The 24,587-nt window shown below is 65.6% G+C and carries 28 protein-coding genes and 1 tRNA gene; 12 read left to right on the top strand and 17 right to left on the bottom strand.

Annotated elements, in window-relative coordinates; genetic code table 11:
* From Mlute_RS07170 to Mlute_RS07155, 4 genes are all read left to right on the top strand, one after another.
* Positions 1-1,481 (top strand): ABC transporter permease (locus Mlute_RS07170; protein ID WP_147371045.1); only part of this gene is annotated, 1,481 nt, incomplete at its 5' end.
* Complete coding sequence (locus Mlute_RS07165) at positions 1,478-2,506, top strand: ABC transporter ATP-binding protein (RefSeq protein ID WP_119360036.1); 1,029 nt, start codon at positions 1,478-1,480, stop codon at positions 2,504-2,506. The genes Mlute_RS07170 and Mlute_RS07165, both read left to right, overlap by 4 nt.
* Before the next feature lie 46 nt (positions 2,507-2,552).
* A complete protein-coding gene (locus tag Mlute_RS07160) occupies positions 2,553-3,005 on the top strand; it encodes an RrF2 family transcriptional regulator (RefSeq protein WP_119360035.1) in 453 nt (150 codons plus the stop codon).
* 3 nt (positions 3,006-3,008) lie between these two features.
* Positions 3,009-4,172, top strand: coding sequence for a cysteine desulfurase family protein (locus Mlute_RS07155; RefSeq protein WP_119360034.1), 1,164 nt, complete (start codon positions 3,009-3,011; stop codon positions 4,170-4,172).
* Here Mlute_RS07155 and Mlute_RS07150 read toward each other — a convergent pair.
* The 15 genes from Mlute_RS07150 to Mlute_RS07080 form a co-directional block, all read right to left on the bottom strand.
* Entirely contained in the window at positions 4,138-5,157 is a 1,020-nt protein-coding gene (locus Mlute_RS07150) for a cytochrome-c peroxidase (RefSeq protein ID WP_119360033.1), read from the bottom strand. The genes Mlute_RS07155 and Mlute_RS07150 overlap by 35 nt on opposite strands.
* 15 nt (positions 5,158-5,172) lie before the next feature.
* Entirely contained in the window at positions 5,173-5,916 is a 744-nt protein-coding gene (locus tag Mlute_RS07145; RefSeq protein ID WP_119360032.1) for an MbnP family protein, read from the bottom strand.
* Between the two features lie 91 nt (positions 5,917-6,007).
* On the bottom strand, positions 6,008-7,156 hold the full coding sequence (locus tag Mlute_RS07140) for a copper resistance D family protein (RefSeq protein WP_119360031.1): 1,149 nt from the start codon (positions 7,154-7,156) through the stop codon (positions 6,008-6,010).
* Positions 7,157-7,159: 3 nt separating this feature from the next.
* Entirely contained in the window at positions 7,160-7,591 is a 432-nt protein-coding gene (locus tag Mlute_RS07135; protein ID WP_119360030.1) for a copper resistance CopC family protein, read from the bottom strand.
* A 14-nt stretch (positions 7,592-7,605) separates the two neighbouring features.
* Positions 7,606-8,070: a gamma carbonic anhydrase family protein gene (locus tag Mlute_RS07130; protein ID WP_119360029.1), complete on the bottom strand. Its 465-nt coding sequence runs from the start codon at positions 8,068-8,070 to the stop codon at positions 7,606-7,608.
* 22 nt (positions 8,071-8,092) lie between these two features.
* On the bottom strand, positions 8,093-8,479 hold the full coding sequence (locus Mlute_RS07125; protein WP_119360028.1) for an NUDIX hydrolase: 387 nt from the start codon (positions 8,477-8,479) through the stop codon (positions 8,093-8,095).
* Positions 8,476-9,333, bottom strand: a complete 858-nt coding sequence (locus Mlute_RS07120) for a DUF1028 domain-containing protein (protein WP_119360027.1) — start codon at positions 9,331-9,333, stop codon at positions 8,476-8,478. The genes Mlute_RS07125 and Mlute_RS07120 overlap by 4 nt, the downstream gene beginning before the upstream one ends.
* A 10-nt stretch (positions 9,334-9,343) precedes the next feature.
* The gene (aat, locus tag Mlute_RS07115) at positions 9,344-9,994 is read right to left on the bottom strand and encodes a leucyl/phenylalanyl-tRNA--protein transferase (RefSeq protein WP_119360026.1); all 651 of its coding nucleotides are present in this window, start codon (positions 9,992-9,994) and stop codon (positions 9,344-9,346) included.
* Between the two features lie 9 nt (positions 9,995-10,003).
* Positions 10,004-11,737 carry an ATP-binding protein gene (locus Mlute_RS07110; protein WP_119360039.1) on the bottom strand — a complete coding sequence of 578 codons (1,734 nt, stop codon included), beginning with the start codon at positions 11,735-11,737 and terminating at the stop codon, positions 10,004-10,006.
* A gap of 9 nt (positions 11,738-11,746) precedes the next feature.
* Positions 11,747-12,682, bottom strand: coding sequence for a DNA double-strand break repair nuclease NurA (locus Mlute_RS07105; RefSeq protein ID WP_119360025.1), 936 nt, complete (start codon positions 12,680-12,682; stop codon positions 11,747-11,749).
* Between the two features lie 104 nt (positions 12,683-12,786).
* Positions 12,787-13,851 carry a tetratricopeptide repeat protein gene (locus tag Mlute_RS07100; RefSeq protein WP_119360024.1) on the bottom strand — a complete coding sequence of 355 codons (1,065 nt, stop codon included), beginning with the start codon at positions 13,849-13,851 and terminating at the stop codon, positions 12,787-12,789.
* A 59-nt stretch (positions 13,852-13,910) separates the two neighbouring features.
* A complete protein-coding gene (locus Mlute_RS07095) occupies positions 13,911-15,164 on the bottom strand; it encodes an ATP-dependent protease ATPase subunit HslU (RefSeq protein ID WP_119360023.1) in 1,254 nt (417 codons plus the stop codon).
* Positions 15,161-15,724, bottom strand: coding sequence for an ATP-dependent protease subunit HslV (gene hslV, locus Mlute_RS07090; RefSeq protein ID WP_119360038.1), 564 nt, complete (start codon positions 15,722-15,724; stop codon positions 15,161-15,163). Before hslV ends, Mlute_RS07095 begins: the two co-directional genes overlap by 4 nt.
* A gap of 73 nt (positions 15,725-15,797) precedes the next feature.
* Positions 15,798-16,586 (bottom strand): signal peptidase I, encoded by a 789-nt coding sequence (gene lepB / locus Mlute_RS07085; protein ID WP_119360022.1) that lies wholly within the window; start codon positions 16,584-16,586, stop codon positions 15,798-15,800.
* Positions 16,587-16,631: 45 nt separating this feature from the next.
* On the bottom strand, positions 16,632-17,381 hold the full coding sequence (locus Mlute_RS07080; protein WP_119360021.1) for a patatin-like phospholipase family protein: 750 nt from the start codon (positions 17,379-17,381) through the stop codon (positions 16,632-16,634).
* 110 nt (positions 17,382-17,491) lie between these two features.
* On the opposite strand from Mlute_RS07080, the gene Mlute_RS07075 reads away from it, so the two are divergent.
* Positions 17,492-18,304 (top strand): serine/threonine-protein kinase, encoded by an 813-nt coding sequence (locus Mlute_RS07075; RefSeq protein ID WP_182482494.1) that lies wholly within the window; start codon positions 17,492-17,494, stop codon positions 18,302-18,304.
* A 2-nt stretch (positions 18,305-18,306) separates the two neighbouring features.
* On the top strand, positions 18,307-19,143 hold the full coding sequence (locus tag Mlute_RS07070; protein WP_119360019.1) for a metalloenzyme: 837 nt from the start codon (positions 18,307-18,309) through the stop codon (positions 19,141-19,143).
* Between the two features lie 120 nt (positions 19,144-19,263).
* On the opposite strand, the gene Mlute_RS07065 is transcribed toward Mlute_RS07070, so the two are convergent.
* Positions 19,264-19,338: transfer RNA gene (locus Mlute_RS07065), tRNA-Thr, on the bottom strand.
* A 49-nt stretch (positions 19,339-19,387) separates the two neighbouring features.
* On the opposite strand from Mlute_RS07065, the gene rph reads away from it, so the two are divergent.
* The 4 genes from rph to Mlute_RS07045 are packed head-to-tail and all read left to right on the top strand — an operon-like array spanning position 19,388 to position 21,887.
* Positions 19,388-20,119, top strand: coding sequence for a ribonuclease PH (rph, locus tag Mlute_RS07060; protein ID WP_119360018.1), 732 nt, complete (start codon positions 19,388-19,390; stop codon positions 20,117-20,119).
* A 10-nt stretch (positions 20,120-20,129) separates the two neighbouring features.
* Positions 20,130-20,741: an RdgB/HAM1 family non-canonical purine NTP pyrophosphatase gene (gene rdgB, locus Mlute_RS07055; protein WP_119360017.1), complete on the top strand. Its 612-nt coding sequence runs from the start codon at positions 20,130-20,132 to the stop codon at positions 20,739-20,741.
* Between the two features lie 47 nt (positions 20,742-20,788).
* Positions 20,789-21,148 carry a cupredoxin domain-containing protein gene (locus Mlute_RS07050; protein ID WP_119360016.1) on the top strand — a complete coding sequence of 120 codons (360 nt, stop codon included), beginning with the start codon at positions 20,789-20,791 and terminating at the stop codon, positions 21,146-21,148.
* A gap of 37 nt (positions 21,149-21,185) precedes the next feature.
* Positions 21,186-21,887 carry an SDR family oxidoreductase gene (locus Mlute_RS07045; RefSeq protein WP_119360015.1) on the top strand — a complete coding sequence of 234 codons (702 nt, stop codon included), beginning with the start codon at positions 21,186-21,188 and terminating at the stop codon, positions 21,885-21,887.
* A 7-nt stretch (positions 21,888-21,894) separates the two neighbouring features.
* On the opposite strand, the gene Mlute_RS07040 is transcribed toward Mlute_RS07045, so the two are convergent.
* Positions 21,895-22,521, bottom strand: a complete 627-nt coding sequence (locus Mlute_RS07040) for a GNAT family N-acetyltransferase (RefSeq protein WP_119360014.1) — start codon at positions 22,519-22,521, stop codon at positions 21,895-21,897.
* Positions 22,522-22,656: 135 nt separating this feature from the next.
* On the opposite strand from Mlute_RS07040, the gene Mlute_RS07035 reads away from it, so the two are divergent.
* Positions 22,657-23,844 carry an ABC transporter substrate-binding protein gene (locus Mlute_RS07035; protein WP_119360037.1) on the top strand — a complete coding sequence of 396 codons (1,188 nt, stop codon included), beginning with the start codon at positions 22,657-22,659 and terminating at the stop codon, positions 23,842-23,844.
* Positions 23,845-23,939: 95 nt separating this feature from the next.
* Positions 23,940-24,587: branched-chain amino acid ABC transporter permease (locus Mlute_RS07030; protein WP_147371044.1), on the top strand; the 648-nt coding region annotated here is incomplete at its 3' end.

Genomic DNA, 24,587 nt, shown 5'->3' with positions numbered 1-24,587 from the left:
GGCGCGGGGCGCTGGCCTCGAGCCTGCTGGTGGCGGCGGTGGTGGCCCCGCTGTCCACCCTCTTGGGCCTGCTCTTCGCCCTCTTGCAGCAGCGCACCCGGCTGCGCTGGTTGGGGCCCTTGCTGAATGGCCTGGCCCTCCTGCCCCTCATCACCCCGCCCTTTGTGTTGGCCTTCGCCCTAATCCTCATGTTCGGGCGCAACGGCTTCATCACCGCCGGGGTACTGGGCCTCGACCAGAACTTCCTCTTCGGGCCGGTGGGCCTAGTGGCTGCCCAGGTGCTGGCCTTTACCCCGGTGGCCTACCTGGTTCTGCGGGGTAGCGTGCAGAACCTGAGCGCCGCCCTCGAGGAGGCCGCTGGCACCCTGGGGGCCGGGCCGGGCCGGGTCTTCCGCAGCGTGACCTGGCCCCTGCTGCGCCCGGGTCTGGCCAACGCCCTCTTGCTTAGCGTGATTGAGTCGCTTTCCGACTTCGGCAACCCCCTCATCCTGGGGGGCGACCGCAACTACCTGGCCACCGAGGTCTTCATCGCCTTTACCGGGCGCTACGACCCGGTGGAGGCCGCGGTCTACGGGCTGGTGCTGCTCCTATTGGTGCTCCTGGTCTTCTGGCTGCAGTACCGCTGGCTGGGCCAGACCTCCTTCGTCACCACCACCGGGAAGCCTGGCGGGGGCCGGCCCCAGCCCCTACCGGGCTGGCTCGAGGGCCTCTCCACCGCGCTTTTGTTCCTGTGGGGGGCGCTGGTGCTGGGGCTTTACGGCAGCGTGATGGTGGGCTCCTTGGTGCAGCTATGGGGCTTCAACTACACCCCCACCCTAAAGCACTACCAAGACTTCCTGACCCTGGGCCTCCCGGTCTTCCTCAACACCTTCAAAATCGCCCTGCTGGCGGCGGTGCCCACCGCCTTGCTGGGGCTGCTGCTGGCCTATTTGGTCTTCCGCCAGGCCTTCGTGGGCAAGCGGGCCCTGGAATTCGCTGCCCTGCTCTCCTTTGCCCTGCCGGGCACGGTGATGGGGGTGGGGTATGTGCTGGCCTTCAACGCCGAGCCCTGGGTGCTTACGGGCACCACGGCCCTCATCGTGCTGGCCCTCATCTTCCGCGAGGTGCCGGTGGGCATCCGGGCTGGGGTGGCCGGCCTGGCCCAGATTGACCCCGCGCTGGAGGAGGCCTCGGCCAGCCTAGGGGCCTCCACCCCCCGCACCCTGGGCCGCATCGTCTTCCCCCTGCTGCTCCCAGCCCTCATCGGGGGGCTGGCCTTCGCCTTCGTGCGGGGCATGACCGCGGTGAGCCAGGTGATCTTCCTGGTGGGCCCCGGCAACCTGCTGGCCACGGTGCTGCTTTTGGGCTGGGTGGAACAGGGGCAGATGGGCCGGGCCGCGGCCATGAGTACGGTGATGATCCTGAGCCTGCTGCTGGTGGTGCTGCTGTTGTTCCCGCTGAGCCGGCGCTTTGACGTGCGGATGGGAGGGCCGATGCCATGAGCCTGGACTTGGAAATAGAGGGCCTGACCAAGCGCTTTGGGGAAACCACCGCGGTGGACAACCTCTCGCTCACGGTGCCGGCGGGCCAGCTCCTCACCCTGCTGGGGCCCTCGGGGTGCGGCAAGACCACCACCCTGCGGATGGTCGCGGGCCTCGAGACCCCCGACAGCGGCCGCATCCGGCTAGGAACCCAGGACATCACCGAGCTGCCCGCCTACCGCCGGGGGCTGGGGATGGTCTTCCAAAGCTACGCCCTCTTCCCCCACATGTCGGTCTTTGAGAACGTGGCCTACGGCCTGAAAAACCGGGGGCTGGCGGCCTCCGAGGTGGCCCGGCGGGTGGAGGCAGCCCTCCAACGGGTAGGCCTGGGCGGCCTGGGAGCCCGCCCCCCCCACACCCTCTCCGGGGGGCAGCAGCAGCGGGTGGCGGTGGCCCGGGCGTTGGTGCTCGAGCCCCCCCTGCTGCTTTTTGACGAACCGCTTTCCAACCTAGACGCAAAGCTGCGCCGCAGCGTGCGGGCCGAGCTGCGGGCCCTGCAGCAGGAGCTGGGCATCACCGCCCTCTACGTCACCCACGACCAGGAAGAGGCCCTGGCCCTCTCCGACCTGATTGCGGTAATGAACGCCGGCCGCCTGCAGCAGCTCGGTACCCCCGAGGAGGTCTACCGCTACCCAGCCAACCCGTTCGTGGCCTCCTTCATCGGGATAAGCTCCATGCTAAGCGCCCAGGCCGAGCCCCGCGAAGGAGGGGTCTGGGCCCACCTGGGCGGGGTACGGCTGCCGGCCTTCGCCCCCAAGCCTTTCGGCGGGACCGCACTGCTGGCGGTGCGGCCCGAGGACGTGCGGCTGGGGGAGGGGGAACTCCTGGGCCGGGTGCGGCACGTCTCGTACCTGGGCGAGCGGCTGGAGGTGCACCTCGAGAGCCCCTGGGGCCCGCTTCTGGCCTACCAGCCACCCCAAGCGAGGCCCGCGCCAGGCCAGGAGGTGCCCTTCCACATCAGCTGGGCCGCGGCCTACCCGGCCTAAAAATACCCCCTATTCCATACTGGTTTTGTGGGTTTATAATGGGGCCATGTGGGTCTCCACCAAAGCCCAGTACGGCCTGCGGGCCCTGGTTGAGATTGGCCTGCGCCAGCCGGCGGCGGTGCCGCTCAAGGAGGTGGCCGAGGCCCAGGGCATCAGCCAGCACTACCTGGAGCAGATCGCCGCCCAGCTTCGCCGAGCTGGCTTCATCCGCAGCGTGCGGGGGGCCCGGGGTGGCTACAGGCTGGGCCGGCCCAGCGAGAAAATCACCGCCTTAGAGGTGGTCGAGGCCCTGGAGGGCAGCCTAGCCCCGGTGGTCTGTTTGGACGACCCGGAGTCCTGCTGGCAGACCGGCCACTGCTCCACCGAGACCCTTTGGAAGCGGGTGGACGAGGCCATGCGGGGGGTGCTGCGGAGCACCACCCTCAAAGACCTGATTGAAGAGCGGAAGCTCATTGAGGCCCGCAGACTGGTGCAGCTCGAGCCCGCCCCCCCGGCATAGCCCATGATCTACCTTGACTACGCCGCCACCACCCCGCTTGACCCTGAGGTCAAGGACGGGGTCGCACAGGCCCTGGAAACCTACGGCAATCCGAGCTCCATCCACAGCTTTGGAAGGAGGGCCCGGCAGCTCCTCGAGGAGGGGCGCGAGCGGCTGGCAGGGGCCTTGGGCTGCCGGCCCCGCGAGCTCGTTCTGACCAGCGGGGGCAGCGAGGCCAACGCGCTGGCCCTGTATGGGGTGGCCCTGGCCCGGGGCCGGGGGCACCTGGTCAGCTCCCAGGTGGAGCACTCCGCGGTCCTGTTGGCCCTGCGGAACCTCGAGCGGCTGGGCTTTGCGGTGACCTTGCTGGCACCCGACCGCTACGGCTTGATCTACCCCGAGCAGGTGGCCGAGGCGCTGCGGCCGGATACCCTGCTGGTCTCGCTCATGACCGTGAACAACGAGACCGGTACCCTCTATCCAGTCAGAGCGGTGGCGGAACTATGCCGGGCCCGGGGTGTCCTCTTCCACACCGACGCGGTGCAGGCCTTCGGCACGGTCCCCTGCCGGGTGGAAGACCTGGGGGCCGACCTCATCTCCATCGCCGCCCACAAGTTCTACGGGCCCAAGGGGGCGGGGGCGCTCTATGTGCGAAGGGGCATTGAGCTCTTCCCCCTGATTCCCGGAAAGCAGGAGGGGGGCTACCGGGGGGGTACCGAGAACCCCCCGGGGGTCTACGGGATGGGCCTGGCTGCCGAGAAGGCCGCGGCCATGCTGCCCCAGGAGTCTAAGCGGCTGCTGGAGCTGCGAGAACGCTTGGAATCGCAGCTTCTGGCTATTCCCGGGGTGGAGCTCAACGGCCACCCCAGCCTGCGCAGCCCCAAACACGTCAACGTCACCGCCAAAGGGGCCGACGGTGAGGGGCTGCTGCTCAACCTAGACCTGCTGGGGGTGGCGGCCTCCTCGGGCTCGGCCTGCACAAGCGGAAGCTTGGAGCCCTCCCACGTGCTGCTGGCGATTGGGCGCAGCCAAGAGGAGGCCAAGGCCTCGGTGCGCTTCAGTTTGGGCCGCTTCACCACCGAGGCCGAGGTGGACCAGGCTGCCCAGGCCTTCGCGGAGGCCCTAAAGCGTAGCCGAAGCGACGAGTGGAGGACTACCGAGACGGCAAAAGGGCCGGGTTGGAGATGAACTGGGCATCGGTCAGGGACTCCAAAAAGGCCACCAGGTCATCCACCTCACTTTCACTGAGGCCCAGCGGACGAATCAGGGGATCGGCGTTCAGGTTGGGCTCCCCACCCCGGTTGTAGTGTTCCATCACCTCCCGCAGCGTCTTCTTAGAGCCGTCGTGCATGTAGGGTGCGGTCAGGGCCACGTTGCGCAGGGTGGGGGTCTTGAACTTGCCCACATCCTCGTCCCTTCCGGTTATCCGGGCCAAGCCGACATCCGGATACACGGTGTAAAGCCCGGTGTTGCGCGGCTCGTCGTCGGTAAACTCGGGCCCCACGTGGCAGTGAAAGCAGTCCCCCCTCTCGCTGAAAAACAGCTCCATTCCCCTCAGGGCCGCTGGGGACAGCGCGCGATCGTCGCCGGCCACAAAGCGGTCAAAGGGGCTGTTGTAGGAGAGCAGGGTGCGCTCAAAGGCGGCCAGGGCGAAGGCCACGTTCTTCAAGCTTGGGGGCTCCCCAAAAACCTCCTGAAAGGCCCGGGCGTACTCGGGAATGGAAGAGAGCCGCCGGGCCAGAGCCTCGGGCTCCATGCCCATCTCGTGGTGGGCGGTGAGGGGGCCCACGGCCTGGAGCTCGAGCCGAGGGGAGCGGCCCTCCCAGAAGAGGCGCCGCCGGAAGGCCACATTGGTAAGGGTAGGGGCGTTGCGGGTGCCCTCGCGGCCAAAAACTCCCACGCTCACCGGATTGCCCCCGTCGCTAAAGGCGAACTCCGGCCGGTGGCAGCTCGCGCAGGCCACCTTGCCGTCCAAGGAAAGCCTGGGGTCGTAGAAAAGGCGGCGGCCCAGCTCCACCTTGGCCGGGGTCTGGGGGTTATCAGGCGGGATGGGAACGACCCTGGGCACCAGGGCCCGGGGGTCTGGGGCTGGGGCGTGAGGGAGTACCGGAGGCCGCTCCAACCCCAAAAGGACCAAGGGTACCAGGACCAAAAGCCATCGTCCCACACGCATCCAAGCCGCCTCCGGCTATCGGGCCAGGGAAAAGGCGCTCAGCATATGGTAGTACACCACCGCCATCACCATGGCGGTCTCCGGGCTCATGCCGTGGAGCTGGCGCAGGCGCGGCTGCTGCCAGTCCAGAAAAGCCCCATTAGGCCCGGGCAGAAATGCCCGCCCGACGTCCAGGTTTAGCACCAGGCTTGTCCCCCGGGGGGGAACCTCCAGGCGCACCCGGCGCATCTGCAGGTCGTGCAGGCGCACCGGGATACGAAAAGCGTCGGTGCCCATGTGGACCACCCATTTCTCCTCTTTCCCTCCCAGGAAAGCGGTGCCCTCCAGCCGGTAGAAGATGTAGCCTGGATTCCAGGCCCAGTACATCCCGGAGTTGACCCCCAGGGGAAGCTCCTGGGTGGCTGCGTCCAGGTGGTTAAGCTCCCGCGGAACCCCCACGTCAAAGCGGAGCCCCCGGTACTCCCCCGGCGGGGCCTCAAAGCGCATCACCGAGACCCCCTGGGTTGGGCCACCCCGCCGGAACTCGGCCAGGGCCAGCCCCTCCACCCTCACCTCCTTGCCATCAGGCCGCACCAGGGCCAGCTCGGAGATGTAAAACTTGAGCAGGTCTATCCGGTAGCGCTGGCCCATGGGGGTCTGGTAGACACGGCCCCACTCCAGGGGCGCTTCCCCCACCCTTAGGTTGACCTTGAGTTCCACCGGCGCGGCCAGCGCGCCCGCCCAAAGCCCAATCCAAAGCGCAACCGCCCAACTTCTCATCGCCCAAGGCCAAAGCTAACAGAACCAAGCGGCCAGGCCTGTGAGGCATAACCCCCTTGGCGCAAACCCTCGCGTTAATAGGCGTTTCCCCTCAGCGGCCCACCCACAAAACGTACGCCAGGCGCTTGTGGGGCAGCTCGAGCCACACCTCCCAGACCCCACCCTCCTCGGCCAGGTAGGCCAGGTGGTACTGCGACCTATGGTAAGGGCGCAGCACCTCTTGGTGGACCAGCCCCTCCCTTTCCAACCCTACCCGCAGGGCCGGGCCGGTGGGAAGAAGGTTGCCCTCTTTGTCCCTAAGGTCTAAGTAGAGGTGAATCACCCCAGCCTGGCTGAAAAGCTGCCCCACAAAACGCCCCTCCCCGTAGCCTTCGGCGATTCGGATCAGGCTAGGGGCCCGCGGGGTAGGGCCAGGCGGCTCGGTGCCGGCTACCACCCCGGTAGCCCCCAGCACCCCCAGAAGGAGGAAGGCCTCCAGGCCCACCAGATACAGGCCTTTCCGGCCCTCAGCCTCCCAGCGAGGCAGCAGCCAGAAGCGGTTGAAAGCGGCCAGGAAAAGCACCAGGGCCACCAAACCCAGCTTGACCAATAGCCGCTGCCCATAGGCGGTGGTCCAGAGGTTGGCCAAATCGCCCAGCCGGACCAAGGCCAGATACCCCCCAAGCAGCGCCATCCCCAAAAAAAGGCTACCCCCTACCTGGCTTATGCGCCTCAAGGCCCGCAGGTTCGCCTCAGGAGGGGCCCCCCTCCAAAGCAGGGCCAGGGCCAGCAAGCCCCCGGCCCAGGCCACCCCTAAAACCAGGTGCAGCAGGTCGGCCACCACCCCCACCACCCCTTCCCCGGCCGCGTGGGCGGTCAGGCTCAGGGTCAGCAGCAGGCCCACCGCCAGCGGCGGGTAAAGCCAGCGGTCCCAGCGAAACCAGCCCATGGAGAGGAGGAGCAGTAAGGACAAAATCAAAAGCCGCAGCAGGATTAGGTTCCCCTGCTGGGTCTGCCACAGGTAGCGGCCCAAAAGGGCTGTGTCCCCCAGCATCCACACGGTGTGGTAGGCCCCGTAGAGGCTGGCCCCAAAGGCCAGCAAAAACCCCCCCGAGAGCACCTGCCAGGCCCACCAGCGCTGAGGGCGGGACACCTTCCAGCCCAGATAACGGACCAGCACCCCCGTCCCCAGAAGCAGAAAGACGCCCAGGTACAGCGCTGTCCGAATCACGTACTGGAGGCCTTGGTGCTCGTGGGGCATGGCTCAGGGCCGGTAGACGAACACGAAGAACCCGGAAACGCTGTGCCCATCTACCCCCAGGTTTCTCCACACCACCACATAGGGGCCGGGCTCGAGGTCGGGCCTAAGCCGCAAGACCACGCTCCGGCTGGTGCGGGCGGTGGTCGCGAGGCCCACATCCACCCTGCGGCCCGCATTCCCGGCGAGCAGTCGGCGCACCAACGGCTGGGCCATCTGGCGCAGCCGGACCGGACTTCCCCAGGCCTCCCGGGGAACCTCGAGGGCGTAGACCCCAAAGGCTGAGAGCCTGACCTCAACGGGCTGGGTAAAGTAGACCACCACCGAACCAGGCCTCTTACTGAGGATGGAGTTGGCCGCCGGCACAGAGCGCTCATACTCCGCGTGGGCCAACACTATCCCCAAACAGAAGAGCAGGAACAATGCAAACCTAGGCATACCCCACAGGCCCCTTACACCGCCCGGATCAATCCCTCCCGCAGCAGGGTCTGCAGCATCTCGGTGCTGATATCGGCCGCCCTTCCTTCCGCGACAGAGCGCAAGGCCGTCAGGGCCTCAGCCTCGCTTCGCTTGAGCTGAAGGTGCAGATCGCTGAAAGGGTTGAGCGCATCCTGCCCGCGCAGGGTGAGCTGGTAGCGCCCAAGCGGCGCGATGGGGGCCAGATGGGCCAGGTAACGGCGGGAGAGGGCCACATAGTGCTCGGCGTTTCTGGGAGGTTCCACCGGACCACGCACCTTGGCCGGGATGCCTATGGCCAGCATCCCGTCGGGTATCTCCATGCCCGGGGGCACCACCGCACCAAACCACACCGAGGCGTTCTCGGCAATCTCGGCCTGTCCCACCACAACCGCATTTGGCGCCACAAAGGCCGTAGGGTGAATCCGGGGGGTATGCTCATCCAAACGGTATACTGCCATGGTGCGCCTCGCTACCCCAATTCTACCCCCCTTGGCCCAGGGCCTGCTCCAGCAGGGCCACATCCTCCCGAAAAGCCAGGAGCTGCCGGGCCTCCTCGGGGCTGAAGAATCCTCCCCCGCTCAAACCCTTCTCCAGGCGAACCGCCCCCTCCCCCCGCATCAAAAACCAGTGGATCACCCGGGGCACCCCTTTGTTGTTGGTGTAGCGGGTGGCAGGAAGCTCCGCCACAATCTCGGCTCTAATGCCGGTCTCCTCCTCTACCTCGCGCAAAGCCGCCTCTGCCAGGCTCTCCCCCCCCTCCACGTGGCCCTTGGGGAAGCACCAGTAGCCCATGCAGTCCCGGATGAGAAGCACCTCTCCTTGGGGATTGAACAACACCCCCCCGGCCCCAATCACGGCCTCTCTCATGCAAATTTCTCCCTCAAGTAGCGCAAGGTAACCTCGTCCAAAGCAGGCCCGCCCCGATACCGCTGCTCCAGGTTCTCCGTTCCCAAAAGCGCCCAAAGGGCCCGCTCGGTGGCCTCATCCCACCGGCCGGTAGCCTCTGCGGTGTAGTGCCCATGGGCGCGCAGCAAGGCTTGAAGCCAAGCGATTTCCTCGGTCTCCAGCGGGCGAGCCTCCCCCCTGTCAAAAAGCAGACGATGCATCCGCAAAAGCCGACCCAGCTCCCCCACCGGGTCGGGGTGGTCGTCCACCCGCAGGTCAATCCAGCGCTCCATCCCCCCATACCCTTTGCCCTGACCCACCACTAAAAGGGCTGCGGATTGCCGCCCCCTCCTGTCCCCTCCAGCCCGGTCGGCCTGCTCCAGCGCGGCCCAAAGGCGCTCTGGAAAGGGTAGGTCGGCGCGGTTTAGAAAGGTCTGCTCCAAGGCTTCCACCACCTCAGGGCCAGTGAGCAGGTTCCCCTGAGCCGCGTAGTTGGGCCCCCAACGGCCACCCGCCCAAGAATGGCATTCCGGGCCGGTGTAGCTCAGGCTTTCGCCGCTGGCCAGCACCAGGCCAAACTGCCGCTTGGGCAGCTCCAGGTCGTTGCGGGCGAAAACCGCCAAGATGTCCTCAGGACCCGCCCCAGCCTCCATCAGCGCCAGGCCCAACGGACCAAACGCGGGGTTCGCGTAGGACTGGGTCGCCACCGCTCCCACCCTGGCTCGAGCCCAGGGCACCACCGCGCCCACCGCTAGGAACTTGCTGGCCACGGCAACCCCAAGGTCGCCGCTCTGTGGGTCTCGGGCCACCAGTGAAAAGGTGCTAAAAAGCCTCATGTACCCCATCCTACGGCCCCCCGAGGCCAGCCTCAAACGCCGCCGCTGGGGCCCCTTCTACAAAGCAGACCGGCTTCTGCACGGCCCGCCGCAGCCACTCCTGAAACTCCCCCGGTTCAACCTCCAGGGCCCCGAAGCGGGCCAGATGAGGGTTCATTACCTGGGCGTCAAAAAGCTCATATCCGCGCACCCGCAGGTACTCCACCAGCCTGACCAAGGCCACCTTGGAAGCGTTGGGAACCCGGTAGAACATGCTGTCCCCAATGAAGGCCCCGCCCAGGGCCACCCCTAGAATCCCTCCGGCCAGCCTGCCGTCCAGCCAGGTCTCAAAGCTGTGGGCGTAGCCGTGCCGGTACAGCTCCAAGTAGAGCTCCTTTATCTCCTCGGTAATCCAAGTCTCGCTCCGGTAGGTCCAGCCCCTGGTGGCGCAGCCCTCGAGCACCCCGGGGAAGTCGCCGTTAATCCGCACCTCAAAGCGGTCCGCGTTGAGCACCCGGCGCAGGCTCTTAGGGATGTGGAAACCCCCGTCCAGCGGGATAACCGCCCGATAGGGGGTTCCGTAGGCCCGCTGGTCAAACCAACCCACGCCCCGCTCGAGCCCCAGCGGAAAGTACCCCTGGGCGTACATGCGCAGCACAGCTCGCAAATGCCTCTGGGTCATGGCCCACGGCTAGTCTATCAACCGGGAGAGGGCCTCGGCCGAAAGGTCCTCCTGCACCTCCTCCTGCTTCATGGCCCAAGCCGGCAAGGGAAAGGTGAGGGCCAGCGGCACCGGAATCTCCGGTTGGTGCAAAATCATGGTTCCCTGGGGAAGGATCATGGCCCGCTGTCGGAAGGAAGCCGGCAGGTAGCGGTACTCGGGGCGCTCGGCCTCGGCGGCATCCAGCCGGCCCACCACCCGGATGGCCGCGTTGCCCACCACCCGGCCTTCTACCTCTGAGGCGGTCTGCTGGGCGCCTATCAGGAGCACCCCCAGGCTCCTCCCGCGCTCCGCGATGTCCAGAAGTATGTCCTTGATGGGGCTTTCCCCTTCGCGGGGAGCGTACTTGTTTAGCTCGTCCAGCACCACGAAGACCCGGCCCCTATACTCGTCCCGCTCCTTACGCTCAAAAATCGCTTTGAGCAGAGCACCCACCACGAACATCTGGGCCTGGCCTGGAAGCCCGTGGATGTCCACCACGCTGACCTGGGCCGAAGCGCCCAAGGGGTCAGGGGGACGGCCTGGCCTGTCGCCCCGGATGAGGTGGGCCACGTTGCCCACCGCCGCCCGCAGCCGCCGGGCGAAGGCCTCGCGGGTGCTCCGGCTCTGCCGGGCAGTCCAAAGCGGGTCGCCTTTGGACTCTTCCTCGTCCGAAGCAGCCTCTGGCCCCAGGAGTTTGAACTCAATGTAGCGCACGAGCTGAGCGAAGCTGACGATGCGCCCTTTGCCCAGCTCCTCAAAACCCATCTCCTCAAGGGCCACCTGGTCTGCCCAGTCCTCCACCCACAGGCCCGGGCCCCGCTGTCCTTCTCCCAGCCGACGCAGCCGCTCGGTGACCTGGTCAATCAAAAAGCCCAGGTTGCTCATGGCTCCCCGGTCGGCGAAGAGAAAGGGTAGGAGCCCCTCGCGGCAAAACTGAACCAAGTCCCAGTGATAGGGGGTGGCATCCATCCGGGCCACATCGGGCAGGATTTCCCCCGGTGTTTTCCTAGGGGGGGCCAGAAAGGCCACGCTTTGGAAGGGGTGTGGGGGCAGCCCCAGCTTTTGGTAGGCCGCCCGGTCCTCTTCCCGCAAACCCCGGTTGGGCTTGTCCAGGTAAAAGAGGTCCTCGCCCTTGACGTTGAAGATGATGGCCCGGGTGGTGGCCTTCTGGGGGTTGGCAGGGGCGTGAAAAAGGCTATGGAGCAAAAAAGTGGCGTAGCTGGTCTTGGCCGCCACCCCGGAAATCCCTGAGATGTTGACGTGCCCCCCCTTGAAGCCGTTCAAGAAGTCAAAGTTGACGTAGACCACCTCGCCGTTCTTGAGCACCCCCACCGGAAGCTTTCTCTCCATCCCCTCGTAGTAGAGGGCCAGGGCCAGGGGTTCTTGCTCGTTGGCCAGGTAGACCGGGGCGCCGGGGCTTGGCGGCAGGTACTCCTCCGGAAGGATGCGGGTAACCTGAACATGGGCCACGTAGGCAACGCTGACCGGCAAAAGCTCCCGCTGGGCCAGAAAAACATCGGTGTCAAAGGTGTTCCCCTCGTAAACCTTGAGGACCTCGTCCACCATGCCGTAGTAGCGCACGCTCCCCCGGCTGGGGTCGGGGTGGGGAAACTCCACGTAGACCAGGTCGTCCAGCCGAAGGTAGCTCCCCTCCGGCACCGCTACCCAGAAGTCCAGCGGCCGCACCTCTCGGCTGCCCAGCACCACACCCACCTGCTTCACCTTCACCTCCTACGGGAACAGGGCTTGCACAATCCGACGTCGCACCACTTCCAAAGAACCCAGGTGCCGCCCCAACCACTGCTCGAGCCCGAAGACCGGCACCAGGTTCTGCGGCGCCCTGGGGTCGCGCCAGGGGGCAGAGGCCATGGTGCAAAAAAGGCTCACCGAAAGGTCAGCCAGCGCCTTGGCCTCGGCAGGCTCAAGAGTCGGCGACTCCACCCGCAGCAAGGCGGCGGCCCCATAAAAAGGAGTCCGCGGCTCTAAAGGTAGCCGCACGTACCAGGAATAAACGTCCACCAATCGGTTGAAGGCCCGCCCAGGCACCCAGAAGATGGGGGTGCGCTGGTAGGGCTCCAGCCGGTGCAGCAGGGCCTGGTGCTCCGGGCTTAGGTAGGTGGCGGCCTGGGTCTTGGTGTAGCCCATCAGCCGACCTGGATGCCTAAAGCCCTCCTCCCCTGGGTATAGCTGCCCATCCACCACCACATAACCGGCTTCTAGCCCGTTCACCACAGCGGCCTCTAGCCGCCGCATCTCTTCTGTAACCCGGGCCCTGAGGCTCGTGGGGTCCATCTCCCGCACCCGCACTGGCTGGTAGTGCTCCAACCCTGGGGGCAAGGGCTCTACTTCATCCTTGTGGAGCAGAATATGCCGCTTGCGCGGCTCCCCCACAGGGGAAATTCCCCTCTCGTCCCGGCGCACCGCGCCGGCTATGACCGTGGCCAAGAGGGCCTTGCGCCCCGCAGCATCGACGAGCTGGGCCTCAACCCGCTGACGGCCGTCTACCAGGTAAAGCACCGGCCAGCGCTCGAGGGCCAGCCTAGGGGGCGTGTGGGCCACCCATTCCCCTTCAATTTCAGCCTGAACCGCGGCGCCCTCTACCCCCTCCCCTTCCACCCGCTCGGGAAGGTCGTACTCGGGGCTCCAGGCTTCTAATCGCCAGGGCATGGCGCGATTATAGGGGAGATTACGTTGTTGGGCAATGCATTCCCCTCTTTTCTTCCAAAAAACAAAAGGTCCGGGGCTTCCCCGGACCGGCCCCACCCTGGGGGTCACTTCAGGCGGCTCAACACCTCCTGGGCCTCCTTGTAGTCAGGCCGCAGCTTCAGGGCCTGCTCGCACTGCACCCTGGCCCCCTCCTTATCCCCCAGAAGCTCGTTGGCCCGGCACAACCAGTAACGGTAGACGGGGTTGTTCTGCTCCAAGGCCACCGCCTTGGTGAAGTTAAAGCGGGCCTTCTGGTAGTCCTTCAGCTCCATGTAAACCTGACCCAGCCCCACATAGGCATCCGGGTAGCGCACCGGGGAGAGGGCCACCGCTTGCTGGTAGGAAACCCCCGCCTGCTGCCAGTCCTTTTTCTCATAGTAGGCGTCCCCTCGCCGCAGCCAGGCCTCGGCGTTGCCCGGGCTCAGCACCACCGCCTGGTCCAGGTGCTCAATGGCCAGGTCCAGGTTGCCCCGCAAGAGGAGCAAGCTTCCGTACTTAATCCGCAAAGCGGCGTTTTTGGGAGCAGCCTTCACGGCCTCGTCGTAGTTTTTCAGGGCCTCTTCCCACTTGCCCTGGCGAATATAGACATCGGCCAGCAAGGCCCGCACCACCGGTTCATCCTTGAGCGAAAGGGAGCGCTGAAGGGACTCCACGGCCTGGTCCAGGCGGTTTTGGTAGACGAACACGGTACCCCGGGTGGCGTAGATAGGGGCGTACTTGGGGTTGACCCGCTCAGCCTCCCGAAGCACCACCAAAGCCTGGTCCAAAAGGCCCTTAGAGGCCTCCCGGTTCTCCGAAAGCAGGTACTGCCGCACGTAGACCTGGGCCAGGGCCACGTAGGCCTGGGTGAAGCTGCTGTTCATGGTAATCGCGCGGCGAAGGTTCTCGGTGGCCGCGGTAAAGCGGCCCAGTTCGGACTGGACCCGGGCCAACAGGTAGAGGTTCTCCGGGGTGGGTGCGTCTTTGACCGCCTTCTCACACGCGCCAAGGGCCGCCTCGGGACGCCCAGCGTCGTAGAGCAGGGCGCAGAGGCTGGCCTGATTTTGCGGCCGCGATGTGGGCTGGCTGGGGGCCTGCTGGGCCAGGGCGCCCCCCAGAGCCAGCGCCGTCATCAAAAACCAAAAACGCATCGTTTTCCTCCTGATTCGCTCAAGCCATCCGCAAGAACGACCGAAAGCGCCGGGCTGCCTCATAGGATATAGCGCGACAGGTCGGGCGAGGCCAGCACGTCTTTGAGTCGAGCTTCCACATATTCCTTGGTGATCTCCACCCGCCCCAAACAGGTCTGGAACGAAACTTCCTCCAAGACCCGCTCCAAAACGGTGGACAACCGCCTGGCGCCAATATCCTCCAACTCTTGGTTAGCTTGGTGAGCAAACCGGGCCACCGCCTCAATGGCCTCCGGGGTGAAGTGGAGTTCGGTCTCATCGGCAGCAAGCAGGGCGCTGTACTGCTTGAGGAGGGAGTTCTCTGGCTCCAGCAAAATCCGTTCAAACTCCTTAGGACCCAGCGGCTCGAGCTCCACCCGGATTGGGAAACGCCCCTGGAGCTCTGGGATGAGGTCGGAGGGCTTGGAAACGTGGAAGGCCCCCGCTGCAATGAAGAGCACGTGGTCGGTGGAAAGGGGCCCCAGCCGGGTAGAGACCACCGTACCCTCCACAATAGGCAAGAGGTCTCGCTGCACCCCTTCCCCAGAAACATCCGGCCCACCCACAGCGCCCTTGCTGCGGGCAATTTTGTCTATCTCGTCTATGAAGACGATGCCCTCCTCCTGCGCCCGGCGCAACGCCTCCTGGGAGGCCTCCTCCTTGTCCACCATCCGTTCGGCCTCTTGGTTCTTCAGCACCTCCAGCGCCTCGCGCACCCGCATCCGGCGGCGCACCCGCCGCTGGGGCAGCAGGCCCTTGAGCATCTCCTGGAGCCCTTGCATAGGCTCCCCGCCCAACATCCCCGCCATCGGTAAGCGGGCTTCCTCGGCCACCTCCACCTCCACGTACTGGTCGTAGTAGCGCCCAGTGCGTAGCTCCTGGGGCGATATGCGCAAAAGGGCCGCCACCTGGTCCTCAGCCAGGCTCCGGGCCCGCCCCTCCACCTTGGCCTTCATCTCCTGCATGACGAGCTGGTAGGAGGCCTCCGCCAGGTCACGCACGATGGACTCCACATCGCGGCCCACATAGCCCACCTCGGTAAACTTGGTGGCCTCTACCTTCAAAAAAGGTGCTCCTGCCAGCCGGGCCAGCCGCCGGGCAATCTCGGTCTTGCCCACCCCGGTAGGGCCAATCATAAGGATGTTCTTAGGGGTCACTTCGCGGGCCAGCTCGGGGGGCAGCTTCTTGCGGCGCATCCGGTTGCGCAGGGCCACCGCCACGGCCCGCTTGGCCGCGGTCTGCCCCACGATGTGCTTGTCAAGCTCGCGGACAATCTCCGCTGGGGTGAGGTTCATATCGCTCCTGATGAGGTTCGGGCGGGGTCCCCCAGGCTCAAGACCTGGGTGGGCTGGCCGCTGGTGTAGAGGTCTATCTCTCCGGCCAGGCGAATCGCCTCCCGGGCTATCTCAGGGGCCGAGAGGGTGGAGTGCCGCAGCAAGGCCTTGGCTGCGGCCAAGGCGTAAGGCCCCCCCGAACCCACCGCCACCACCGGCTCGTCGGGGCTTAGCACCTCTCCACTGCCCGAAAGCAGGAGCAGGTTCTCCCGGTCGGCCAGAATCAGCATGGCCTCGAGGTTGCGCAAAACCCGGTCGGTGCGCCAAAGCTTAGCGGTCTCTATGGCCGCCCGCGGCAAACTGCCCTTGGCCTCTTTTAAGGCCCCTTCAAACTTCTCCAAAAGCGTAAGGGCATCCGCCACCGCACCGGCAAAGCCCACCAAGACCCCCCCACCCACCTCCAGCCGGCGCACCTTGACCGCCCCCGCCTTGAGGATGGTCTGCCCCAGGGTTACCTGGCCGTCCCCCGCAATGGCCGTCACACCGTCCCGCCGTACCGCTACGATGGTGGTGCCGTGCATTTCCACTGCCTCGGAATCTAGCGCCCCAGGGTGAAGCCGATATGAGAAGGGGCCCAGGCAGGGAAAACCCCTTTCACTTTTCCAAAGCCCTAAAACCTTCCGGCACAGGCAAAGCCCGGATGCGGCCCAGCGGCCACCAGACCGCGTTGGCCCGGCCAGCAATGGCGCTGGTGGGTACTGGACCAAAGGTGCGGGAATCCTCCGAGCCCCCGAAGGTGCGGTTATCCCCCATCACGAAGTAGTAGCCCGGCTCGAGCCTGAGTGCGCTGGTAAAGCAGTGCTCACCCAGACGGCTTCTGGCCAAGTCCTCCTCCGAAGGGGGAACCAGCATGCGCAGGGTAGGCTTGAGGTAGTCGGGCAAGAGCTCAGGGGTGAAGCGTACCTGCTGCTGGGTGATGAGGGCGGTGAGGCGGCCATCGCGGTAGCAGACCATCGGGTAGCTGTCGGGGTAGGGCTGGAGGGAGGCGGTGATGTGCAGCTCGTTGAGGGGCTGGCCGTTCACGTAGACCACCCCATCCCTCAGGCTAACCTCATCGCCCGGCAGGCCGATAATGCGCTTGATGAAGAAGGCCCGGAATTGAAACCCCAAGACCGGAAACTGGGCCACCGCATTGGGGGTGCCCTCGGGGGGTTTGACGATGGCCACCTCGCCGCGCCGCCACTGCATCAATCCAAAGCGCACCAGCCAGGTTTCGTATTTGGGAACAAAAACCCGCTCCCCGTTCAGCAAGGTGGGGTTCATAGAGCTGCCCACCACGCCCACCGTGGTGAAGAGAAAGGTGGTGACCAAAAAGGCCAGCAAAAGGGCCTCACCTACCTGGCGGAACCACTCTTTGAAAAGGTACTCCAAAAACCTGCTCATCGTAAGGCGTCTCCAGTCCGGCCCATAGCATACCCCAGGGCCACCTTAAACTCCCCTCACCAGCCTGTGGCCGGCCGCAGCCCTGCGGCCCGCATCCACGATCTCCTCCAAGCGGCCGAACTGCTCCAAGCCCACCCCTGGTAGGTCTGGGCGGATGTAGGCCTCTGGAGGGTAAAGCGAGCGCCGAGCAGCGGTCAGGTGGCTTTGCATGATGTCAATGGCCCGCCGAATTTGGCCGATGGAGGAGCGCGGCACCCCAAAAAGCTCCATCTCCGGGGTCACGTCCACCGCCAGCACGTAGCGCGCCTGCATAAACCGGGCAGCGTCCACCGGCAGGTTGTCAAGAACGCCTCCGTCCACGTAGGTGCGGCCTTGGTACTGCACGGGGGCAACCAGGCCTGGATATGCAGCCGAGGCGAGTACCGCTCCGGGAAGGTCGCCTTCGGTAAAGTAGGCCAGTCTCCCAGCCTCGAGGTCCACTGCGGTCACCACCAGCCTGCGTTTTAGGTGTTCAAACCGGGGTGGCAGGTGCCGGGCCAAGAACTCCCGCAAGGCTCGCTGAGAGATAAGGCCAGGCCGGGGCACCAGGTCGAGCAGGCGCAGCCAGGGGGTGGAGCGGGCTATCTCCAGAATCTCCCCAGGTCGCTTGCCCGAGGCGTAAAGCGCTCCCACCACCGCTCCCATGCTGGTACCCGCCACCACCTCAGCCTCAAACCCCTGGGCTTCCAAAACCTCCAGCACCCCAATGTGGGCCAGCCCCCTGGCCCCACCGCCGGACAACACCAAACCGCGCACGGCAACACCCCTTCCTTCAGGAGTATAAGAATCGGGACACTTCCCGTAAAAAGCTCACAGCCGGTGAAGATTGCCCAAAACCCCTGAAAGAAAGCGGGTATAGTGTTGGCGTGGGGCTAGCCGGCATCACCCTGGAGGGCCGCTACAAGGTCATCCGTCCCATTGCCCGGGGCTCGTTGGCCACGGTCTACCTGGCCTTTGACATCCACGGCACCCCTTATGCCCTAAAAGTCTTTCCCAAGGGCTTTGAAGGCCGGGCCGACCGGGAATGGAGGGTGGGCCAGCAGCTCAAACACCCCCACATCAACCCCGTGTTGGCCCGCCTCAACGTGCCCCAGGAAGGGGGCGAAAACCCCGCTGTGCTCCTGGCCTTCGCCCCAGGAAGCCGGTTTTCCGAGTGGCGCAAGGACAACCCAGGCCGGGTGCTGGCGGTGTTTCGGCATCTGCTCGAGGCCCTAGCCCACATGCACAGCAAAAACCTAGTGCACCGCGACGTAAAGCCGGAAAACCTGGTAGTAGACGGCACCGGCGATTCCCGCCTGGTGGACTTTGACCTCTCAGGGCCGGTGGGCGAACGCTTCAGCCAGCGGGTGCGGCTGGGCACCATCGCCTACATCGCTCCAGAACAGATTCGCGGCCAGTCCCCCACCCCTGCTTCGGACGTCTACTCGGCAGGCATCCTGCTCTACTGGGCCCTAAGCGGCGAACTGCCCTTCACCGGCGACCCAGCAGAAGTTATGCGGGCCCACCTGAGCAACCTCCCTCCCCCGCTGGTGGCCGCGCCGGAGACCGGGCTAGCGACCACCAAAGAGCTCCAGGCCTACCTCAACCGGCTGGTCGCCAAGGATGTGCGTCAACGCTACCCCAACGCCATAGAGGCCCTGCGTGGCCTTGAAGAGATGGGGCTGGCCCGGGCCATCTGAGTATGCTGGCCTTGCTCTTTGTGGACGGGCTGGGGCTCTCGCACGACCCCAGAAGCCCGCTCCGCTGCCTGGAGCTCCCCACTCTAAAAACCCTCAGCCAGGGGTTCAGCCTCGAGCCCGCTGACCGGCCTAGCCAGGCCTACCGGGTCTTGGACGCCGGGCTTGGCGTGGAGGGGCTGCCCCAGTCCGGCACCGGCCAGACCGCCCTTCTCACCGGCCAGAACGCGGCCCAGATACTAGGTTTTCACCAAGGCCCCCACCCTCTACGCAGCCTCCAGGCTCTCTTGGCCCAAGAAAGCCTCCAGGTCTGGGCCAGAAGGCGGGGCCTGAGGGTGCTTCACGCCAACGGCTACCGAGCCGAGTACCTGGAGCGGGTCCAGCAAAGCCGCCGCAACCTCCTCTCGGCCTTCGGCTACGCGGCCCGCTGCGCCGGGCTGACGTTGCTCCCGCTAGACCACCCCTTAGCCCTACCACCGGCTTTCTGGACTGCACCCAAGGCCGCAGGGCGGCGCTTTGCAGAGCTGGCCCGGGAGCACCACCTGACCATTTTGGAGAACTGGGCCCTGGACTACACCGCCCATCGGGCCCCAGGCGAACTCGAGGCCCGCTTTAGCGAGCTAGACCGCTTCGTGGAGGGCTTCCTCGAGGCCAGCCCGCCCGTCACCTTGGTCATCGCCGCCGACCACGGCAACGCCGAGGAGCCCTGGCACCCTCAGCACACCCGAAACCCCGTACCCCTGGTGGTGCACGGGCCCCTGGCCAAAACCCTGCCGCCCATGCGTAGCCTCACCGAGCTGGCCCCCTGGGCCCGGGAACAGCTATCAAGAAGCGGTGGTTAAAGAGCGTGCCTGGCGCTAGATGGGGTTCCAAGGATGGCTGCCTCCGCCCTCACCGCCAAGAGCCTGGGCTACCGGACACACAAACCCGAGGGCGGTCTACCCTCGGGTTTAGTTCCAAACTGGAGCCGGTGGTCGGATTTGAACCGACGGCCGCTCGATTACGAATCGAGTGCTCTACCGCTGAGCTACACCGGCACGCCCGCCTATTCTAGCGGCAAAGGGCCTTATGGTAAAGTCTCGGGCGATGAAGCGCAAGGACGGCCGCTCGGCCCACGAGCTACGCCCCCTCAAGCTCCAGATGGGCTATGTGCAGTACGCCGAGGGCTCAGCCCTGGTTGAGCTGGGCCAGACCCGGGTTCTGGTCAACGTTTCCATCACCGAGGGAGTACCCCGCCACGCCTCTGGCAAGCAGGGCTGGCTGATGGCCGAGTACAACCTGCTGCCCCGCTCCACCCAAGAGCGCAAGGAGCGGGAGCGCCAGAAAATCTCGGGGCGCACCGCGGAGATACAGCGCTTTTTGGGGCGGGCTTTCCGGGCCGCCTTGGACCTGAGGCTGCTGCCTGGGAAGACGGTGGTGGTGGATGCCGATGTGATTCAGGCCGACGGCGGAACCCGGGTGGCCTCTCTCCTGGGAGGCTACGCGGCGCTGCACATGGCCCTAGACCGGCTGGTGCGGCAGGGAAAGCTAGACGAGTGGCCCTTAACCGAGTTTGCCGCGGTGAGCGTGGGTTGGATGGGCAACGGCAGCCTGCTGCTTGACCTCACCCGGCTCGAGGACGAGAACGCCTGGGCCGACCTTACCGTGGTGGCCACCCGGAACGGGGACATCATCGAGCTGCACGGGGCAGGCGAGGGCCGTCCGGTGCCCCGTTCTACTTACCAGGCCATGCTCGAGCTGGGCCTGGAACGAATTCCCGAGCTGGTGCGGCGGGTACACGCCCAATTAAACCCCACCCCCGAGGGACAAAACCGCTAAGATGGGGAGGATGCACCTGCTCATCGCAACCTCCAACCCAGGCAAGTTTCGCGAGCTCAAAGAGGGGCTGGCTCCCCTGGGGTGGACGCTTTTCTCCTTGCTGGACTACCCGTTCAAAATGCCGCCCGAGGAGGGGGCCACCTTTGAGGACAACGCGGTGCTGAAGGCAGCCTACGCCGCCAAACAAAGCGGCCTGCCCACCCTGGCCGACGACTCGGGCCTCGAGGTGGCCGCCTTGGGGGGTGAGCCCGGGGTCTACTCGGCCCGCTACGGCAACAAGACCACCGACGTAGAACGAAACGTCTACCTGCTCGAGCGCCTCAAAGGGGTGCCCCCAGGGGCCCGCAAGGCCCGGTTCGTGGCGGTTTTGGTCCTTGCTTACCCCGACGGCTACATGGAGCTTTACCGCGGGGAAACCGAGGGGGAGATTCTAGAGGCCCCGCGCGGCGAGTGGGGTTTTGGCTACGACCCCCTCTTCTGGGTGCCCGAGGCGGGAAAAACCTTTGCCGAGATGACCCTGGAGGAAAAGGCCAGCTACTCCCACCGGGGCAAGGCTCTAAGGGCCCTCGTAGAGGCCCACCGGCTGGGCCTGGCCCGTAAGGAACAGCCCATGCAGGAGTAAAGAAAGGCTAAAGAACCCCTGTGGGGCCTGGCCCTTAAGCTGGGACCATGCGCGTCTGGATTGTTCTTGGTCTGGCCCTGCTGGCCGCCGGGTGCAGCCCTCAAGGCGGGCTCGAGCCCAGCGGCTGCCAGGTGGTGGAAATGGTGGGCCCCACCCAGCCCTTCCAGCCCGAACGGGTAACCCTCCCCAAAGGAGGCTGCATTGAGTTCGTAAATGCCGACCAGGGGGTGCACGACGCGGTCTCGGCCCCAGGCACCCCTCCGGAGCTCCAGTTTGGCACCCGCCGCCTCGCCGCGGGGGAGCGACAGAAGGTGGTCTTCAACCTGGCCGGGGAGATAGAGTACATCTGCTCGGTGGACGGGCACGCCCAGCTCGGCATGCGGGGAAGGATTGTTGTCCAACCCTGAGTTGCGCTCAGCCGCCCCTTCCAAGCATCATTGGGGCATGTTGAGCCTGCGTGGAAAAGTGGCCCTGGTCACCGGGGCCTCCTCTGGAATCGGCCTGGAGATAGCCCGCCAGCTTGTGGCCCACGGGGTGGGGGTGGGGCTTCTGGCCCGCAGCCAGGAAAAGCTGGCCCGCTTGGCCACAGAGCTGGGCAACAGCCTGCCCCTGCCTGCCGACGTCACCCGCTACGAGGAGGTGGAGCGGGCGGTAGCCCAGCTCGAGGCCCACTTTGGCGGGCTGGACTACCTCATCAACAACGCCGGCATAGGCATTTTCAAGCCCGTTCACGAGCTAAGCCTACAGGAGTGGCGGCAGGTCATTGACACCAACCTCACCGGCCCCTTCTACGCCATCAAAGCGGCCGTACCGGCCATGCTCCGCCGAGGCGGCGGCCACATCATCAACATCGGCTCCATGGCCGGCAAGAGCGCCTTCGCCGGAGGGGCCGCCTACAACGCCAGCAAGTTCGGCCTTCTGGGCCTCTCTGAGGCCGCCCTAATTGACCTGCGCTACCACGGCATCCGGGTCAGCAGCGTTTTACCAGGCTCGGTAGACACCCCTTTTGCGGGGAACCCCACCGGGGCCACCTGGAAAATCCAGCCCCAGGACGTAGCCCAAGCGGTTTTATATCTGCTCCAAAGCGATCCCCGCATCACCGTGAGCGAGCTGGACATCCGGCCCAGCCAACCGCCGCGCAAATAACCCCCACTTAGCGGCCCAAGCGGTTCAATAGGCGGGCCCTGACCGCAGGCCACTCCTCGGCCAGGATGCTGTACATGGCGCTGTCCCGTACACCCCCATCGGCTGCTGGGCGATGGGCCCGCAAGACCCCCTCAAAAACCGCTCCCAGCCCAAGGATGGCCTGGCGCGAGCGAAGGTTGCGGGCATCGGTTTTCAGGGTTACCCGCCGCACCTGGAAGACCTCAAAGGCGTGCTGCAGCATCAACAGCTTCGCCTCGAGGTTGATGCCGGTGCGCTGGGCGTGAGGGGCCAACCAGGTGTGCCCTATCTCCACCGCATCGGGGCAGCCGGGGCGGCTGTGGGGGCTGCCCGGCTCCCAAGGCCAGTATTCAAAGGCCATAAAGCGGGTGCTGCCCACCGGAAGCCCGGTGGTCTTGTCCACAGTGGCGAAGGGAAGGGCCAGGCCCCGACTCTGCTCGTCCAGGGCGGCCTCAATGTAGCGGCGCATCCCAGCTTCGGTCTTGGGAACCGTAGCGTAGGGGTATTCCTCGAGCTGGGCTAGCTCCAAAAGGGCCGGCAGGTGGCCCAGGGTCAGCGGCTCTAGCCGCACCCGGAGGCCCTCCAGAACGATGGGGTGGGTCAGGCTAGGGTTCATGGCCTCCAGTTTCCCCAACCTGGGGCTCTAAGGGAAGGGGCGGCCCACGCCACCGGTCTTGGACCGGGTACACAAATTTCTTTGGGTCATGTATTCTGGTCTCACCACAAAACCTGAAGGAGGACGCCCATGAAGATGACCCGTCGGCAACTACTCAAAGCAGGTGTAGCTGCATCCGCCGTGTATAGCCCTTGGATGATTGCCCGGGCCCAGGCCCGGCCGGTAAAGCTGGCCGCGATTCTACCCCTTACCGGGGCCTTTGCCTTTGCCGGAAACGCGGCTTTGGAAGCCTTCCGGGACTTCACCGACCGGGTCAACGACAGTGGGGGGATAGGAGGGCGGCGGCTCGAGCTCATCGTGGAGGACGACGGCTACGATGTGGCCCGGGGCACCGCGGCTTTCAACCGCATCGTGCAGCGGGAGAGCGCCGATGAGCTGGTCTTTGTCTACGGCGACTCCACGGGCCTTTCCAAAGCCCTGGCCCCCGAGATCACCCGGCTGCGCCTGCCCTACACCGCCACCTCCTTTTCCAACGAGCTGGCCGACCCCAACACCTACCCCACCATCTTCGTTTTCGGCCCCACCTACAACGACATGGCGGGGGCGCTCCTGCAGCAAATTCGCCTACAACGGGGCCGCGGGGCAAAGATATTCCTCTGCTACTCCAACTCCGAGTTTGGCCGGGACCCCATTCCCTTCATCAAGGAGCGTGCGGCCCGCTTGGGCTTCCAGATCGTAGGTGAGGAAATCACCCCCCTGGCCATCGCCGACGCCACCCCCATCGTAACCAAGCTGCGCCAGACCCAGCCCGACTTTGTAATCCTCCAGGGCTATGTGCTCACCGTAGAGCCCATCCTGATCCGGGCCGCGCGGGAGCAAGGGGTGCGGGCCACCTTCATGGGCACCTACTACTCGGCGGAGCTGGCCCTGATGCAGCGGGCCGGCGCCGCGGCGGACGGCTTCATCGTGACCTACCACAACGCCTACTACTACGACGCAACGGTGCCGGCTGTGGAGCAAATCCGGGCGCTGCGCCGGGCCAAAGGGCGCGACCTCTCCTACCGCACCACCTACTACATGGGCTCCTGGATGGCCATGGATGTAATCACCGAAGCCATGCGCCGGGCCCACGCCGCCGGCAAGCTCACCCGCCCAGGGATGATAGAGGCCCTGGAGGGTTTGGGCGACTACAACGCAGGCGGCCAGGCCCGCAACCTGCGCTGGGTGAACCACCGCCTGCCCTTCACCAAGCTGTACCGGGCCAACGTACGCGATGGCCGCTTTGACGCCATCAGCGACTGGATTGACGGCACCAAGGTCTAAAGCCCGCCCGCCACTCCCCAACCCGGGGGCCCGCTTGCCTCGAGCCGGGGATGAACCGCATCCCCCAACCGCCCCCGGGAAGAATTTGAAGCGATATGGACCTCGCGCTTAACCTACAAACCGCCCTGAACGGTCTGGCCAATGGAGCCCTCTATGCGGTCATCGCGGCGGGCTTTGTGCTGGTCTACCGTGCAACCAGCGTGGTTAATTTCGCCATCGCCGAGTTCCTGCTCATAGGGGCCTACCTCACCTACACCTTTTCCCTTTTCTTCTCCCTCCTGCCCGCCATCCTGCTGGCCCTGCCCCTGGCCTTTGCCTTTGGGGTGCTGGTGGAGCGGGTCTTTGTGCGGCCCTTGCTGGGCCGCAACGTGGTGGCGGTGATCATGGCCACCATTGGGTTGGCCTCGGCCCTGGACGGGGCCACCCTGCTCATCTGGGGCCCTGACCAGAAGGCCATGGGCACCGCAGATGCCTTTCAGCTCCCCAAAGAGGTGCCCAACCTGGCCCTAAGGCTAGGGGAGGTCTTCCTCTCGTCTAAAGCAGTCTGGAGCCTGATCCTGGCCCTTCCGCTGGCCTTGCTTCTCATCGCCATGCTCAAGTACAGCCGCTACGGCATCCTGCTGCGGGCCATCTCCGAGAGCGAAACTGCGGCCTTAGCCCTGGGCATCAACGCCCCTCGAGTGGTGGCGGTGGCCTGGGGTATATCGGCGGTCATGGCCACGGTGGGCGGGGCCTTCCTGGCC

This window comes from Meiothermus luteus, assembly GCF_003574085.1.
Classification (GTDB): Bacteria; Deinococcota; Deinococci; order Deinococcales; family Thermaceae; genus Meiothermus; species Meiothermus luteus.
This window is presented reverse-complemented; position numbering and strand designations above follow the sequence as displayed.

What these genes read in the sequence shown, in the direction of transcription:
- Mlute_RS07165 (WP_119360036.1), top strand. Translation starts at nt 1,478, where the DNA reads ATGAGCCTGGACTTGGAAATAGAGGGCCTGACCAAGCGCTTTGGGGAA.
- Mlute_RS07160 (WP_119360035.1), top strand. Translation starts at nt 2,553, where the DNA reads ATGTGGGTCTCCACCAAAGCCCAGTACGGCCTGCGGGCCCTGGTTGAG.
- Mlute_RS07155 (WP_119360034.1), top strand. Translation starts at nt 3,009, where the DNA reads ATGATCTACCTTGACTACGCCGCCACCACCCCGCTTGACCCTGAGGTC.
- Mlute_RS07150 (WP_119360033.1), bottom strand. Translation starts at nt 5,157, where the DNA reads ATGCGTGTGGGACGATGGCTTTTGGTCCTGGTACCCTTGGTCCTTTTG.
- Mlute_RS07145 (WP_119360032.1), bottom strand. Translation starts at nt 5,916, where the DNA reads ATGAGAAGTTGGGCGGTTGCGCTTTGGATTGGGCTTTGGGCGGGCGCG.
- Mlute_RS07140 (WP_119360031.1), bottom strand. Translation starts at nt 7,156, where the DNA reads ATGCCCCACGAGCACCAAGGCCTCCAGTACGTGATTCGGACAGCGCTG.
- Mlute_RS07135 (WP_119360030.1), bottom strand. Translation starts at nt 7,591, where the DNA reads ATGCCTAGGTTTGCATTGTTCCTGCTCTTCTGTTTGGGGATAGTGTTG.
- Mlute_RS07130 (WP_119360029.1), bottom strand. Translation starts at nt 8,070, where the DNA reads ATGGCAGTATACCGTTTGGATGAGCATACCCCCCGGATTCACCCTACG.
- Mlute_RS07125 (WP_119360028.1), bottom strand. Translation starts at nt 8,479, where the DNA reads ATGAGAGAGGCCGTGATTGGGGCCGGGGGGGTGTTGTTCAATCCCCAA.
- Mlute_RS07120 (WP_119360027.1), bottom strand. Translation starts at nt 9,333, where the DNA reads ATGAGGCTTTTTAGCACCTTTTCACTGGTGGCCCGAGACCCACAGAGC.
- aat (WP_119360026.1), bottom strand. Translation starts at nt 9,994, where the DNA reads ATGACCCAGAGGCATTTGCGAGCTGTGCTGCGCATGTACGCCCAGGGG.
- Mlute_RS07105 (WP_119360025.1), bottom strand. Translation starts at nt 12,682, where the DNA reads ATGCCCTGGCGATTAGAAGCCTGGAGCCCCGAGTACGACCTTCCCGAG.
- Mlute_RS07100 (WP_119360024.1), bottom strand. Translation starts at nt 13,851, where the DNA reads ATGCGTTTTTGGTTTTTGATGACGGCGCTGGCTCTGGGGGGCGCCCTG.
- Mlute_RS07095 (WP_119360023.1), bottom strand. Translation starts at nt 15,164, where the DNA reads ATGAACCTCACCCCAGCGGAGATTGTCCGCGAGCTTGACAAGCACATC.
- hslV (WP_119360038.1), bottom strand. Translation starts at nt 15,724, where the DNA reads ATGCACGGCACCACCATCGTAGCGGTACGGCGGGACGGTGTGACGGCC.
- lepB (WP_119360022.1), bottom strand. Translation starts at nt 16,586, where the DNA reads ATGAGCAGGTTTTTGGAGTACCTTTTCAAAGAGTGGTTCCGCCAGGTA.
- Mlute_RS07070 (WP_119360019.1), top strand. Translation starts at nt 18,307, where the DNA reads ATGCTGGCCTTGCTCTTTGTGGACGGGCTGGGGCTCTCGCACGACCCC.
- rph (WP_119360018.1), top strand. Translation starts at nt 19,388, where the DNA reads ATGAAGCGCAAGGACGGCCGCTCGGCCCACGAGCTACGCCCCCTCAAG.
- rdgB (WP_119360017.1), top strand. Translation starts at nt 20,130, where the DNA reads ATGCACCTGCTCATCGCAACCTCCAACCCAGGCAAGTTTCGCGAGCTC.
- Mlute_RS07050 (WP_119360016.1), top strand. Translation starts at nt 20,789, where the DNA reads ATGCGCGTCTGGATTGTTCTTGGTCTGGCCCTGCTGGCCGCCGGGTGC.
- Mlute_RS07045 (WP_119360015.1), top strand. Translation starts at nt 21,186, where the DNA reads ATGTTGAGCCTGCGTGGAAAAGTGGCCCTGGTCACCGGGGCCTCCTCT.
- Mlute_RS07040 (WP_119360014.1), bottom strand. Translation starts at nt 22,521, where the DNA reads ATGAACCCTAGCCTGACCCACCCCATCGTTCTGGAGGGCCTCCGGGTG.
- Mlute_RS07035 (WP_119360037.1), top strand. Translation starts at nt 22,657, where the DNA reads ATGACCCGTCGGCAACTACTCAAAGCAGGTGTAGCTGCATCCGCCGTG.